Raw genomic sequence first — 14,426 nt, forward strand, 5'->3', positions numbered from 1 at the left:
CACCACGGTATGCCGTGGAAAGCGCGCTGGCCGTCATTCGGCAAGCATACCGCACGCGCTCCGTGGCCGGAGGAGCGCGACGCGTGCCGGTTCTCCCGGAGCGAATCGCAGCACGGCGCTCCGGGCCGGCTCACCCATCAGACGGCAGAGAGACACGACATCATGGCGACCGGCAAAGGCGCGGCAGCTTCCGGACAGGAAGAAAAGACCACACCGTTTTCATCGACGCCGGGGCCATTCGATCCAGCGACATGGCTGGAGTGGTCCAGGCAGGCCCAAGCCAATGGCCGCGCGGCCGGCGGCATGCCGGGCGCGGAAGCGTTTGCCGCGCTGGGTGGGTTCCCCGGCGGCGCATTTCCCGGCGGCGCATTCCCCGGTGCCGGATTTCCCGGCGCTGCATTTCCCGGTATCAAGATTGCCCCGGCCCAACTGGCCGAGATCCAGCAGCGCTTCATGCAGGGCTTCACCGACCTGTGGCGCGCGATGGCGGCCGGTGACCAGCAGCAGGTGCAACTGACCGACCGGCGCTTTGCCGGCGATGCCTGGCGCAGCAACGCGCCGTATCGCTATGCCGCCGCCTTCTATCTGCTGACCGCGCGCGCGATGAGCGAGATGGCCGACGCCGTCGAGGCCGATGCCAAGACGCGGCAGCGCATCCGCTTCGCCGTGACGCAGTGGGTCGACGCGATGTCGCCGGCCAATTTCCTCGCGACCAATCCCGAGGCGCAGCGGCGGCTGATCGAATCGAACGGCGAATCGCTGCGCGCGGGCCTGCGCAACATGCTGGAGGACCTGACGCGCGGCAAGATCTCGCAGACCGACGAATCCGCCTTCGAGGTCGGCCGCAATGTCGCGGTCACCGAGGGCGCGGTGGTCTACGAGAACGAGTACTTCCAGCTGCTGCAGTACAAGCCGCTGACCGCCAAGGTGCATGCGCGCCCGCTGCTGATGGTGCCGCCCTGCATCAACAAGTACTACATCCTCGACCTGCAGCCCGAGAGCTCGCTGGTGCGCCATATCGTCGAGCAGGGCCATACCGTGTTCCTGGTGTCGTGGCGCAATCCCGATGCGAGCATGGCGGCGCGTACCTGGGACGACTACATCGAACACGGCGCGATCCGCGCGATCGAGGTGTCGCGCGCGATCAGTGGGCAGGACCGCATCAACGTGCTGGGCTTCTGCGTCGGTGGCACCATCGTGTCGACCGCGCTGGCGGTGATGGCCGGCCGCGGCGAGCGTCCCGCGCAGAGCCTGACGCTGCTGACCACGCTGCTCGATTTCTCCGACACCGGTGTGCTCGACGTCTTCGTCGACGAAGCGCACGTGCAACTGCGCGAAGCCACGCTCGGCGGCGCGGCCGGCGCGCCCTGTGCCTTGCTGCGCGGCATCGAGCTGGCGAACACGTTCTCGTTCCTGCGGCCGAACGATCTGGTCTGGAACTACGTGGTCGACAACTATCTGAAGGGCAATACGCCGGTGCCGTTCGACCTGCTGTTCTGGAACGGCGACGCGACCAACCTGCCGGGTCCCTGGTATTGCTGGTATCTGCGCCATACCTACCTGCAGGATGAGTTGAAGGTGCCGGGCAAGCTGACCGTCTGCGGCGTGCCGGTCGACCTGGGCAAGATCGACGTGCCGACCTATCTGTACGGTTCGCGCGAGGACCATATCGTGCCGTGGACCGCGGCGTATGCGTCGACGCGTTTGTTGTCCAACGACCTGCGCTTCGTGCTGGGTGCCTCGGGCCATATCGCCGGGGTCATCAATCCGCCGGCGAAGAAGAAGCGCAGCCATTGGCTCAACGACGACCTGCCCGACAGTCCGAACGACTGGTTGGCCGGCGCGACCGAGGCGCCGGGCAGCTGGTGGCCGGACTGGTTCGCCTGGCTCGGCAAGCACGCCGGCGCGAAAAAGGCGGCACCGACCCAGTACGGCAGCCGCGACTATCCGGCCATCGAGCCGGCGCCGGGCCGCTACGTCAAGGCCAAGGCCTAGGCAACCGGGGCAACGCGAGAGGGGGAGAACACCGGACCGGCAAGCCGCCCAGGGCGACCGCCTTCATCGGCCGCTTCCCGTCCGCGCCCCGGCATCGACATCGACATCGAAACCGACAGACAGCGACATCGACATCGACTTCCTGAATCCGCAGTATCCGTATTCCATTGAGAGGACTGAACATGACTGACGTTGTGATCGTATCGGCCGCACGCACCGCGGTAGGCAAATTCGGCGGGTCGCTGGCCAAGGTGCCGGCCCCCGAACTGGGCGCCATCGTCATCAAGGCCGCGCTCGAGCGCGCCGGCGTCAAGCCGGAGCAGGTCAGCGAAGTGATCATGGGGCAGGTGCTGACCGCCGGCTCGGGACAGAACCCGGCGCGCCAGGCGGCCATCAAGGCCGGGCTGCCGCATATGGTCCCCGCGATGACGATCAACAAGGTGTGCGGCTCGGGCCTGAAGGCCGTGATGCTCGCCGCCAACGCGATCGCCTCGGGCGATGCCGAGATCGTCGTGGCCGGCGGCCAGGAGAACATGAGCGCGGCGCCGCACGTGCTGCCGGGCTCGCGCGACGGCTTCCGCATGGGCGACGCCAAGCTGATCGACACGATGATCGTCGACGGCCTGTGGGACGTCTACAACCAGTACCACATGGGCATCACCGCGGAGAACGTGGCCAAGGAATACGGCATCTCGCGCGAGGCCCAGGACGAGTTCGCGGTCAGCTCGCAGAACAAGGCCGAGGCCGCGCAGAAGGCCGGGCGCTTCGACGAGGAAATCGTCCCCGTGATGATCCCGCAGCGCAAGGGCGAGCCGCTGGCCTTCGCCACCGACGAGTTCGTGCGCCACGGCGCCACGCTCGAGAGCATCGCGGGCCTGAAGCCGGCCTTCGACAAGGCCGGCACCGTGACCGCGGCCAACGCCTCGGGCATCAACGACGGCGCCGCCGCGGTGGTGGTGATGTCGGCCGCCAAGGCGCGCGAGCTGGGACTGACCCCGCTCGCCACGATCCGCGCGTTCGCCAACGCCGGTGTCGATCCGAAGGTAATGGGCATGGGCCCGGTGCCGGCCTCGCAGCGCTGCCTGTCGCGCGCAGGCTGGAGCGTGCAGGACCTGGACCTGATGGAGATCAACGAGGCCTTCGCCGCGCAGGCGCTGGCGGTGCACAAGCAGATGGGCTGGGACACCGACAAGGTCAATGTCAATGGCGGCGCGATCGCGATCGGCCATCCGATCGGCGCCTCGGGCTGCCGCATTCTGGTGACGCTGCTGCACGAGATGAAGCGGCGCGATGCGAAGAAGGGCCTGGCGTCGCTGTGCATCGGCGGCGGCATGGGGGTGGCGCTCGCCGTGGAACGGTGAGGAGGGGTGTGCCGGCGGGCAGGGTGTGGATGCGGGCGGCATGGCGCCGTCCGTGCGGCGCGCCGGCGTCGATAACAAGAATCTGATCAGGAGTGGATATGACTCAGCGCATTGCATACGTAACGGGCGGCATGGGCGGCATCGGCACCGCGATCTGCCAACGCCTGGCCAAGGAAGGCTATCGCGTGGTCGCGGGCTGCGGCCCCAATTCGCCGCGCCGTGAACGCTGGCTGGAACAGCAGAAGGCGCTCGGCTTCGACTTCATTGCCTCCGAAGGCAATGTGGCCGACTGGGATTCGACCAAGGCCGCGTTCGACAAGGTCAAGGCGGAGGTCGGCGAGGTCGATGTGCTGATCAACAATGCGGGCATCACGCGCGACGTGGTGTTCCGCAAGATGACGCGCGCGGACTGGGACGCGGTGATCGACACCAACCTGACCTCGCTGTTCAACGTCACCAAGCAGGTGATCGATGGCATGGCGGATCGCGGCTGGGGCCGGATCGTCAATATCTCGTCGGTCAATGGGCAGAAGGGGCAGTTCGGCCAGACCAACTACTCGACCGCGAAGGCCGGCCTGCATGGCTTCACGATGGCGCTGGCGCAGGAAGTGGCGACCAAGGGCGTGACGGTCAACACGGTGTCGCCGGGCTATATCGCTACCGATATGGTCAAGGCGATCCGCCAGGACGTGCTCGACAAGATCGTGGGTACGATCCCGGTCAAGCGCCTGGGCCAGCCGGAAGAGATCGCCTCGATCTGCGCCTGGCTGGCCTCCGAGGAATCGGGCTTCGCCACCGGGGCCGACTTCTCGCTGAACGGCGGCCTGCACATGGGCTGATTCGTCGGGCTGACCGACCGGGCCGGCGATCTGCCGGCCCGGCACGGTCGGGCACGGCGCGATACTGGCCCGACGCCCACATCGCGGCGGCCGGTGTTGCGCTGCGTTGGACGCGCCGCAGCACCGTGCCGGCGCGTGCGCGCGTCTGGCTCTCGCACCTCGCTTTTTTCCCGGCTTTTTTCCTTGTTTACCCGGCGATTTCGCGCGTTTGCTTGCGGGTTTTCCTTAGCGGCCGCGCCTTTTCACAGTGCCTTGTTAAGCATAGAATCAGGAAATCAACGCCGTCGGCACCAATTTGGGACATCCGGAAATTCGACATGGATCGCGCCCTTGGCCGGCGGGTCGGCCCCGCGCCGCAAGCGTTGCCGGATTGCGCACTGCACGGCATGCGGTGCAACAGCAAACGATCGACCGTGCCGCACGAGCATGGGCTGCGGCGTCAGCGCACCGGCAGCGGATTACAAAAGGATAGAGCACCGATGGCCACCACCAAGAAAGGCGCAGAGCGACTGATCAAGAAATATCCCAATCGCCGGCTCTACGACACGCAGACCAGCACCTATATCACCCTGGCCGATGTCAAGCAGCTCGTGATGGACAACGAGGAGTTCAAGGTCGTCGACGCCAAGTCGGGGGACGAACTGACGCGCAGCATCCTGCTGCAGATCATCCTCGAGGAAGAAACCGGTGGCGTGCCGATGTTCTCCAGCGCGATGCTGTCGCAGATCATCCGCTTCTACGGCCACGCGATGCAGGGCATGATGGGCACCTACCTGGAGAAGAACATCCAGGCCTTCATCGACATCCAGAACAAGCTGGCCGAAAACTCCAAGGGCCTGTATTCGGGCGAGGCCTTCAGCCCCGACATGTGGTCGCAATTCATGAACATGCAGGCGCCGATGATGCAGGGCATGATGAGCAACTACATCGAGCAGAGCAAGAACCTGTTCGTGCAGATGCAGGAGCAGATGCAGAACCAGGCCAAGAACATGTTCGGCAATTTCCCGTTCAACCAGCCGGACAACAACAAGAAGACCGGCCAGGGCTGAACGGCGACGGCGTCCACTGCATTAGCTTTGCAGTAACGGCGGGCCCCGGCGCCCGCCTGCCGACGCGGTGGTCTCGGGGTAGAATCGCGGTCGTTCCGCCGCCACGGCCGTCTTCGGGATGGCAGGTCGCGGCCCAAGACAGCGCGCGCCACCCAAAGGCGCGCCCCCCACACCGCGAAATCCATGTCGTCTCAGTCGTCCTCTCCGTCCTCGTCTTCCGCCGGCGCCGTCACTGGCGCGGCCGCCACCACGCCGAAGGTGGGCTTCGTATCACTCGGCTGCCCCAAGGCCCTCGTCGATTCCGAACAGATCATCACCCAGCTGCGTGCCGAGGGTTATGCCATCAGCGGCACCTATGACGGCGCCGACCTGGTGGTCGTCAATACCTGCGGCTTCATCGACGAGGCGGTGCAGGAGAGCCTGGACGCGATCGGCGAAGCGCTGACCGAGAACGGCAAGGTGATCGTCACCGGCTGCCTCGGCGCCAAGAAGGATGCCGGCGGCAACGATATCGTCACCAGCGTGCATCCGAAGGTGCTGGCCGTCACCGGCCCGCATGCGCTGGGCGAGGTCATGCAGGCCGTGCACACGCACCTGCCCAAGCCGCACGATCCCTTCATCGATCTGGTGCCGCCGGCCGGCATCAAGCTGACGCCCAAGCACTACGCCTATCTGAAGATTTCAGAGGGCTGCAATCACCGCTGCTCGTTCTGCATCATCCCGTCGATGCGCGGCGACCTGGTGTCGCGTCCGGTCGCCGAGGTGATGCTCGAGGCCGAGAATCTGTTCAAGTCCGGCGTCAAGGAACTGCTGGTGATCTCGCAGGACACGAGCGCCTACGGCGTCGACGTCAAGTACCGCACCGGCTTCTGGAACGGCCGCCCGCTGAAGACGCGCATGACCGAACTGGTCGGCGCGCTCGGCGAACTGGCGCGCGAATATGGCGCCTGGGTGCGCCTGCATTACGTCTATCCGTATCCTCACGTCGACGAGATCATCCCGCTGATGAACGACGGCCATGTGCTGCCGTATCTGGACGTGCCGCTGCAGCACGCGCATCCGGACGTGCTCAAGCGGATGAAGCGCCCGGCCAATGCCGAGAAGACCATGGAGCGGATCCGCGCCTGGCGCGAGATCTGTCCGGACCTGACCATCCGCAGCACCTTCATCGCCGGCTTCCCGGGCGAGACCGAGGCCGAATTCCAGACGCTGCTCGACTTCATCGCCGAGGCCGAGCTGGACCGCGTCGGCTGCTTCGCCTACTCGCCGGTCGAGGGCGCCACCGCCAACGATCTGCCCGGCGCGCTGCCCGATGAGGTCCGCGAGGAGCGCCGCGCGCGCTTCATGGAAGTCGCCGAGGCCGTGTCGGCCCGCCGCCTGGAGCGCAAGGTCGGCCAGACGCTGCGCGTGCTGGTCGACGAGGTCAATCAGGATGGCGGCATCGGCCGCTCGGCCGCCGATGCACCGGAGATCGACGGCCTGGTCTATATCGATCCGCCCGCAAAGCCGTACCAGCGCTACAAGACCGGAGAGTTCGTTTCGGTGCGGATCACCGGCGCCGACGGCCACGACCTGTGGGGCGAGGCGGTGGCGTAACACCACCGGCATGCCAGCCGGGGGCCTAATCGCCGGGCCGACATTAGGTAAAAGTACGATCGTTCGGAAAATGGACCGCAGGGCTATACTTTGCGGTGCAACATTACCCAATGGAGACAGACATGACCCGTGAAGTGGTGGTGGTCAGCGGCGTACGGACCCCGATCGGAACCTTTGGCGGCAGCCTGAAAGACCTGTCGCCGACCGAGCTCGGCGCGATGGTGGTGCGCGAGGCCCTTGCCCGCGCCAGCGTGCAGGGCGACGAAGTCGGCCACGTGGTGTTCGGCAACGTGATCCAGACCGAGCCGCGCGACATGTATCTGGCGCGCGTGGCGGCGGTGGAGGGCGGAGTGTCGATCGACGCGCCGGCCCTGACGGTCAACCGGCTGTGCGGCTCCGGCCTGCAGGCCATCGTCAGCGCGGCGCAGACCGTGATGCTGGGCGACGCCGATGTCGCCATCGGCGGCGGCGCCGAGAGCATGAGCCGCGCGCCGTACCTGGCCCCCGCGGCACGCTGGGGCGCGCGCATGGGCGACGCGAAGCTGCTCGACATGATGCTCGGCGCGCTGCACGACCCATTCCATTCGATCCACATGGGCGTCACGGCCGAGAACGTCGCGCGCGAGTACGACATCAGCCGCGCGCAGCAGGACGAGGCCGCGCTGGAATCGCATCGCCGCGCCTCGGCCGCGATCCGCGAAGGGCGCTTCAAGGAGCAGATCCTTCCCGTCACGCTGAAGTCGCGCAAGGGCGACGTCGTGTTCGACACCGACGAGCATGTGCGCCACGACGCCAAGGCCGAGGACATGTCCAAGCTCAAGCCGGTCTTCGTCAAGGAGAACGGCACCGTGACGGCCGGCAACGCGTCGGGCCTGAACGACGGCGCCGCCGCGGTCGTGCTGATGGAGCGCAGCGTCGCCGAGCGGCGCGGCCTGAAGCCGCTGGCGCGGCTGGTGTCGTATGGCCACGCCGGCGTCGACCCCAAGACCATGGGCATCGGCCCGGTGCCTGCCACGCGCAAGGCGCTCGAGCGCGCCGGCCTGTCGGTCGCCGATCTGGACGTGATCGAGGCCAACGAGGCGTTCGCCGCGCAGGCCTGCGCGGTCAACAAGGCGCTCGGCCTGGACCCGCAGAAGGTCAATCCGAACGGCTCGGGCATTTCGCTGGGCCACCCGATCGGCGCGACCGGTGCGCTGATCACGGTCAAGGCGCTGTACGAGCTGCAGCGGGTGCAGGGCCGCTACGCGCTGGTGACGATGTGCATCGGCGGCGGCCAGGGCATCGCGGCGATCTTCGAGCGGATCTGACCATGAGCCGGCGGCGCGTGGCAGGCCTGGTTGCAGCGATCGGTGCGGCCGGGGCCGCGGCCGCCGCCGTGCTGGCGTGGTCCGCGCCGGCCGCCGCGGCCGGCGACACGGTGCTGTCGACCGCGTCGCCGCCGCGTGCCGGCAATGGCGTCGGCAATAGCGTCGGTAATGGCGTCGGTAATGGCGCCCGCACAGGCATCGGCACCGCCGACAGCAATGGCAAGTCGCCGGCGCAACGCCAGCGCGACGCCGCCCGCGGCATGCCGGCGGTGCCGGCCCTGCCGCCGCCCCAGCCTTATCCTTCCGGCCAGCAAATGCCCGTCTATGTCGGCCCCGACGGCGTGGTCGCGGTGCCCTCGATCGACATGACGCCAAACAGCGGCGTGGTCTACGGACCGCCGCCGCCGCGCTCGGGGATCGTCGAAGACCGCAAGCGTTAAGCGGCTCAAGGGCTCAAGGGGCTCAAGGGGCTCAAGGGGCTCAAGGGGGCAAGCGGCTTGAGCAGATCAAGCGGTCACGCCGCACAAGCGGGTCAAGCACGTCAAGCCGATCAAGCAGGTTAAGCGCGGCGGGCCGCGCAGCGGCCATCGGCCCCCATGGCGGCGCCGCCGTCATTGCTGGTAAGCTCGGAGGCTCTATCCGCACTCGCCAGACAAGGAATCCGCCGTGTCCGACCGTCCCCTGACCGATACGAACGCCGCTTCCCCGAACGACAACGATCCCGCCGCAACGCCCGACTGCTACGTGCAGACGCTGGCGGTGCAGCCGCCCCTGCAGGTTCCCCCCGGTTTCGCCTCCTTCTCCCAGCCGACCCAGCGCGGCTCCACCGTGGTGTTCCGCAATCTCGCCGAGTTGCGCGCGCATGGCGACGGCGCCACCACCTACTGGCGCTACGGCATCCACGCGACGCCGACCAGCGAGGCGCTGTGCCAGCATCTGGCGATGCTCGAAGGCGCCAGCCACGCCTTGCTGCTGCCGTCGGGCCTGGGCGCGATCTCGCTGGTCTATTTCGCGCTGCTGAAGGCCGGCGACGACGTGCTGGTGCCGTACAACGTCTACGGTCCCAATAGGGAGCACGGCGAATGGCTGGCGCGCGATTTCGGCATCACCGTGCGGCCCTACGATCCGATGATCGGCGCCGGCATCGCCGAGCTGATCCAGCCTAATACGCGGCTGATCTGGATGGAGGCGCCGGGCTCGGTGACGATGGAGGTGCCCGACAGCGAGGCCATCGTCGCCGCCGCCAGGGCGCGCGGCGTGCTGACGGCGATCGACAACACGTGGTCGGCCGGCATCTATTTCCGGCCCTTCGACAAGGGCATCGATATTTCCGTGCAGGCGCTGACCAAGTACCAGTCGGGCGGCAGCGACGTGCTGATGGGCGCGGTGCTGTGCCGCGACGAGAAGCTCTACCAGCGCATCAAGGGCGTGCGCATGCTGATGGGCTGGGGCGTGTCGGCCGACGACTGCTACCTGGTGCTGCGCTCGCTGCCGAGCATGCCGGTGCGGCTCGCGGCGCACGACCGCGCCGCACGCGAGGTCGCCGAGTGGCTGGCCCAGCGGCCGGAGGTGGCCAGGGTCCTGCATCCGGCCTTGCCCGACTGCCCCGGCCACGCCTTCTGGCGCCGCGACTTCTCCGGCGCCAGCGGCCTGTTCGCGGTGGTGCTGCGCGCGCGCTATCCGCGCGCCCAGGTCGACGCCTTCGTCGAAGCGCTGCGGCTGTTCTCGATCGGCTGGTCGTGGGGCGGGGCGCACAGCCTGGCGGTGCCATACCACGTGCAGACGATGCGCCCGGCGGGCAGCTGGCCGCCCGCCGGCTGGCAGGATGCCGGCGAGCTGGTGCGGCTCTATATCGGGCTGGAGGATACGCGCGACCTGATCGCCGATCTGAAGGCGGCGATGGAGGCGAAGCTGGTCGGTTGAAAGGGGACGCGGAACTTCCGCGACCGAAGCCACGTCGACCGCGCGAAAGGGGAAGACCCAGCGCCTTGCCCAAGGGCGCTTGGCATCCCGCCTTCGCGGGACCACCAGGCAAACCCTCCGCCGGCCCGCGGTCGCAGCCTCAAAAGCTGAACGTCGCGCTGGCCCGCACCGTGCGCGGCGCGCCCTGGGTCAGGATGAAGCCGTAGCTCGGCAGCCAGTACTTCTCGTTGGTCAGGTTGTCGACCACCAGCCGGAACACCGCGGGCGTCTTGCCCAGCTTCGTCGAATAGCGGATGCCCGCATCGAAGGTGTGGTACGCCGGCACCCAGTTGCTGTTGTTGGCCTCGAGCGCCATCTTCGACACGTACTGTCCGCCGGCGCTCAGCACCAGGCCCGGCACCGGCGGCACCGCGTACTCGACATAGGCGGTGGCCTTGAAGGTCGGCGCGCTGTAGGCGCGCTTGCCCAGCACGTCGGGCGAGGCCTCGACATTCTCCGAATCGAGCAGCGTGACACCGCCCATCAGCGTCCAGTCGCGCGCCAGCTTGCCGCGCGCCGACAGCTCGATGCCGCGGTAGCGGGTCTCGCCGTCCTGCGTGTAGACGTTGTCGTTGCGCAGGTAATTCAGGCCGCGCTGGATCTGGAACAGCGCCGCGTTCAGCGTCCAGTCCTCCAGCTCGGCCTTGGCGCCGATCTCGTACTGGCGGCTCTTCAGCGGGCCGAACACCTCGCCCGCGTTGCGCGCGGTCAGCGGCGCGGAGCCGCCGGCCTCCAGCGATTCGACATAGCTGCCGTACAGCGTCAGCGGCTGCACCGGCTTGTACATCAGCGCGAGGGTCGGCGTGACCGGCGACTTCTTGTAGGTGCTCGAGATCGCGCCCTCCGGCGTGTAGCCGGTCTGGTCGTAGCGGGTGTAGCGCAGGCCGGCCAGCACCGACCATTGCTCGTTGAACTTGATGGTGTCGCTGAAGAAGACCGACTTCTGGTCGATCCTGGAGGCGCGGTACAGCACATCCGACGACGGCACGCGCGACAGCGGCAGCCCGGTCGGCACGAACTGGCCCGGATCGTACAGATTGCCGAAGCCGATGATGCCGCCGCCGCTGAAGCTGCCCCAGTTCTGCACCAGGCTCTGCCACGACAGGCCCGCGGCGATGTCGTGCTCGATGCCGCCGGTGCGGACCTTGCCGGTCGCCATCGTCTGGGCGTGCTGGTAGTGGTAGCGCGAATACGAGCTGTACTGGTTCTCGGCGTAGTTGCCGGCGTTGTCCAGCAGCAGGATCGCGCTGTCGGCATTGCCGCGGTTCTGCTGCGTGAAGCGGTACGAGGTGCGCAGGTTCCAGTCGTCGGCGAAGCCCCAGTTGAGCTCGGTCCCGATGCTCTTGATCTCGGTCTCGTAATAGGTGCCCTTGCTGGCCACGCGCTGGCTGCCGTCGAGCGTGCGGGGCGTGTTGACAAACTCGGTCACCGGCGCGCCGAAGTCCTGGCCCGGAATGATGCCGTAGTAGGCGCCCTTGACGTTGCGCTGCTGGTAGAGCCCGTCGAGGGACCAGCGCAGGTTGGGGCTCAGCCTGGCATCGAGCGCCACCGAGGCGGAATCGCGCTTGATATGGCCGCCGTCGACGAAGGTATCGCCTTCCTCGTGCACGAAGCCGACGCGCGCGCCGAACATGTCGTTGGCGCCGAAGCGGCCGCCGACGTCGATCGCCTCGCGCAGCACGCCGTCGGAAACGTAGCCGAGCGACGCGCTGCCGGCGAACTTCGAGGTGGGACGCTTGGTGACGAAGTTGGCGATGCCGCCGGGCGCGCCGAAGCCGTACATGAAGCCGCCCAAGCCCTTGAGCAGCTCGACGCGTTCGAAGTGTTCGAGCGGCACGTCGCTGCCCCAGTTCGGGATGGCGAGGCCGTCGATCTTGTAGCCCTCGAGCAGGTCGAGATGCAGGCCGCGGATGGTCAAACCCGCCGACTCGCCGATATAACCGTCGCCGATCGGCGCCACCGACGGATCGCCGCGGAACACGTCGCCCAGCGTGATGGCCTGGCGGTTCTCGATCAGTTCCTGCGGCACCACCGAGACCGAGAACGGCGTGTCCTGCAGCGGCTTGTCACCGAGGGCGCCGGTGCTGGCATCGCGGGCGCGATAGGCGGGCTCGCTGCCCGCGGTGACATGGACGGTCGGCAGCTCGGCTTGCGCGGTAGCGGTCGCCGTGGGGCTTGCGGTGGTGCTGGCAGTGGCGCCGGCAGTGGCGCCGGCAGTGGTGCTGGCAGTGGTGCTGGCAGTGGTGCTGGCAGTGGTGCCCGCGGCGGTCTGCGCGAGCACCGGCGCGGCGGCGCCGCCGACGGCGACGATCAGGGCCAGCTGGCGCGCCAGCGGTGTCAGCGCGGGGCGGCTGCGGCGGGGGGTGGACATGGCTCGTTTCCTCTTCGTTTGTTGTGCGAACGCGCACGGCTCCCCGGACGCCGCGGAGAACCGCGTGCGCCTGAGGGCAATGCAAATTGGGTTGGGGGGGGTGGTTCTAGTGGGGCGGGGCGCTGCGAATGGCGCCGGCCAGGGCGCCGATCAGATCGCCAATCGGGGCGCCGACCAGTCCCGCCGCGCCTCGGGTGGAGCGGTTGGCGAGATCGGCATCATCTGCACGATCGGCATGCTGGGCGCGATCTGGATGAACGACATGATCGGCACGATGGACATGATCGGCACGGCCGGCGCGGCAAGCGTCACGGTGCGTCGACCACCGGCGGGGCCGACGGGCCCGGATCGCCGCGGCTCGGGCGCGGCGCCCATACCGAATCGGCGGGGCCCGTACGGGCACGGCGCTGCGTGGCACGCGCCAGCGCGACGAAGCCGACCGCGAACACCAGCGCGCCGATGTCGAAGCCGGCCACGGCCCATTCGCCTTGCTGCACGCTGCGCAGCAGATGGTCGCCGGTCAGGATCGCGTTGGCCACCGGCACCACCAGATAGGCCAGCGCCGCCACGTACAGCAGCTCGATCGCCGCGCGCACCGGCGGCCGCAGCAGCGCCCAGGCCAGCGCGGCGAAGAACACCGGGAAGTAGACGAAGGAAGACGGACGCTCCGGCCACAGCAGCGCGCCGGTGAAGGCCACCGCCACGCCGACGCAGCAGCCGATGCAGACGCCGACGGTGGCCTGCGCCAGCAGCCGGTGCACGCGCGGCTGCTCGGCCTGGCGCGCCTTGCGGCGCGATTCGATCCACAGCAGGTTGCCCGAGTAGAACAGGAAGGCCCCGGCCAGCCCGGCGATCAGATAGACCAGCCGCAGCGCCAGGTCGCCGTAGGTGCCGAAATGCAGCGCGAACAGGGCGCTGTACAGCCCGTGGTTCGCGTCGCGTCCGCTGGCGGTCTGGTTGGCGATCACGCGGCCGCTGTCGGGCTGGCCGGCGGCGGCGTGGATGCCCACCGAGCCGAAGTTGCCGAGCGCGCGCTCGCTGTCGCCACGCACCTCGATCAGCGCATTGGCGTCGCCCACGCGCTGGTAGCGCACCGAATTGGGCTTGAAGCCGTCGCCGGCGGTGCGCTGCGCGATCTCGATCAGCTCGCGCGCCGGCATCAGGGGCGCCGGCTTGCCGGCCGCCTGCACCTCGGGCACCGACGACATCGCGGTGGGCAGCGCCGACATCAGCTTGCCGTCGAAGGTCAGCACGTTGAAGGCCATCGCCAGCGTCATCGACACGCAGAACAGCGCGCCGGTGATCGCGATGACCAGATGGAAGGGCAGGCTGAACAGGCCGATCACGTTGTGCGCGTCCATCCAGAAGCGCTTCAGGTTGCGGCCCGGGCGCACGGCGAACAGGTCCTTCTTCAGCCGCGGCAGGTGCAGCAGCACGCCGGAGACCAGCGCCAGGCCGTACAGCACCGACACCACGCCCATGAAATGCATGCCGGCCTGCATCGGCAGGCCCAGCGTGTAGTGCAGCGCGTTCAGGAAGTTCGACAGCTCGCCGCGCACCCCATCGAGCGAGGTGTCCTGCGGCGAGGTCCGGCCCGCGCCGAGCTTTTCCTCATTGGTGGTCTGCCACTCGCCCTTGCCGTCCATCCAGTAGGCGGTGGTGTGCGGCTCGCCCTCGGTCGGCAGGCCGATATAGACGCTGGCCGCCGCCTCGGGATGGGCCTTGACCAGCGCGGCGACGAAGCGGTCCAGATCCTCGGGCGACGGCTTGGCGGCGGCGTGGGTCTCGCCGCGGATGCGCGCCGGCGACTGCCACTCGTGCAGCTCGTGGTGGAACACCGTGATCGCGCCGGCGAAGAACGCGATAAACAAGGCCCAGCCGGCCATCAGGCCGACCCAGGTATGCAGCGTCTGGTAAACGCGCAGCGTTGCAGCCTTCATGGGGTA

At 68.1% G+C, this 14,426-nt stretch carries 11 protein-coding genes; 8 read left to right on the forward strand and 3 right to left on the reverse strand.

Going from position 1 to position 14,426, the window contains the following annotated elements:
* Positions 1-162 precede the first annotated feature (162 nt).
* From phaC to KZ686_RS10430, 8 genes are all read left to right on the forward strand, one after another.
* The gene (gene phaC / locus KZ686_RS10395; protein ID WP_150083070.1) at positions 163-1,995 is read left to right on the forward strand and encodes a class I poly(R)-hydroxyalkanoic acid synthase; all 1,833 of its coding nucleotides are present in this window, start codon (positions 163-165) and stop codon (positions 1,993-1,995) included.
* A gap of 182 nt (positions 1,996-2,177) precedes the next feature.
* A complete protein-coding gene (locus KZ686_RS10400) occupies positions 2,178-3,356 on the forward strand; it encodes an acetyl-CoA C-acetyltransferase (protein WP_149318882.1) in 1,179 nt (392 codons plus the stop codon).
* 98 nt (positions 3,357-3,454) lie between these two features.
* Positions 3,455-4,195 (forward strand): 3-ketoacyl-ACP reductase, encoded by a 741-nt coding sequence (locus KZ686_RS10405; protein WP_149318881.1) that lies wholly within the window; start codon positions 3,455-3,457, stop codon positions 4,193-4,195.
* 479 nt (positions 4,196-4,674) lie between these two features.
* Positions 4,675-5,244, forward strand: a complete 570-nt coding sequence (phaR, locus tag KZ686_RS10410; RefSeq protein ID WP_023264416.1) for a polyhydroxyalkanoate synthesis repressor PhaR — start codon at positions 4,675-4,677, stop codon at positions 5,242-5,244.
* 183 nt (positions 5,245-5,427) lie between these two features.
* On the forward strand, positions 5,428-6,840 hold the full coding sequence (rimO, locus tag KZ686_RS10415) for a 30S ribosomal protein S12 methylthiotransferase RimO (RefSeq protein WP_149318880.1): 1,413 nt from the start codon (positions 5,428-5,430) through the stop codon (positions 6,838-6,840).
* A 122-nt stretch (positions 6,841-6,962) separates the two neighbouring features.
* Positions 6,963-8,147, forward strand: a complete 1,185-nt coding sequence (gene bktB, locus KZ686_RS10420) for a beta-ketothiolase BktB (protein WP_150083066.1) — start codon at positions 6,963-6,965, stop codon at positions 8,145-8,147.
* Between the two features lie 2 nt (positions 8,148-8,149).
* Positions 8,150-8,587 carry a hypothetical protein gene (locus KZ686_RS10425; RefSeq protein ID WP_226106517.1) on the forward strand — a complete coding sequence of 146 codons (438 nt, stop codon included), beginning with the start codon at positions 8,150-8,152 and terminating at the stop codon, positions 8,585-8,587.
* A gap of 241 nt (positions 8,588-8,828) precedes the next feature.
* Positions 8,829-10,070 (forward strand): cystathionine beta-lyase, encoded by a 1,242-nt coding sequence (locus KZ686_RS10430; RefSeq protein WP_150083124.1) that lies wholly within the window; start codon positions 8,829-8,831, stop codon positions 10,068-10,070.
* A 139-nt stretch (positions 10,071-10,209) separates the two neighbouring features.
* Here the strand turns inward: KZ686_RS10430 and KZ686_RS10435 are convergent, their stop codons facing one another.
* From KZ686_RS10435 to KZ686_RS10445, 3 genes are all read right to left on the reverse strand, one after another.
* Positions 10,210-12,480 carry a TonB-dependent siderophore receptor gene (locus tag KZ686_RS10435; protein WP_265632329.1) on the reverse strand — a complete coding sequence of 757 codons (2,271 nt, stop codon included), beginning with the start codon at positions 12,478-12,480 and terminating at the stop codon, positions 10,210-10,212.
* A gap of 150 nt (positions 12,481-12,630) precedes the next feature.
* Positions 12,631-12,792 carry a hypothetical protein gene (locus KZ686_RS10440; RefSeq protein WP_187829241.1) on the reverse strand — a complete coding sequence of 54 codons (162 nt, stop codon included), beginning with the start codon at positions 12,790-12,792 and terminating at the stop codon, positions 12,631-12,633.
* Complete coding sequence (locus KZ686_RS10445; protein ID WP_265632330.1) at positions 12,789-14,420, reverse strand: PepSY-associated TM helix domain-containing protein; 1,632 nt, start codon at positions 14,418-14,420, stop codon at positions 12,789-12,791. The genes KZ686_RS10440 and KZ686_RS10445 overlap by 4 nt, the downstream gene beginning before the upstream one ends.
* Positions 14,421-14,426: the final 6 nt, after the last annotated feature.

Origin of the sequence: Cupriavidus cauae, assembly GCF_026210475.1 — a bacterium.
Lineage (GTDB): Bacteria > Pseudomonadota > Gammaproteobacteria > Burkholderiales > Burkholderiaceae > Cupriavidus > Cupriavidus cauae.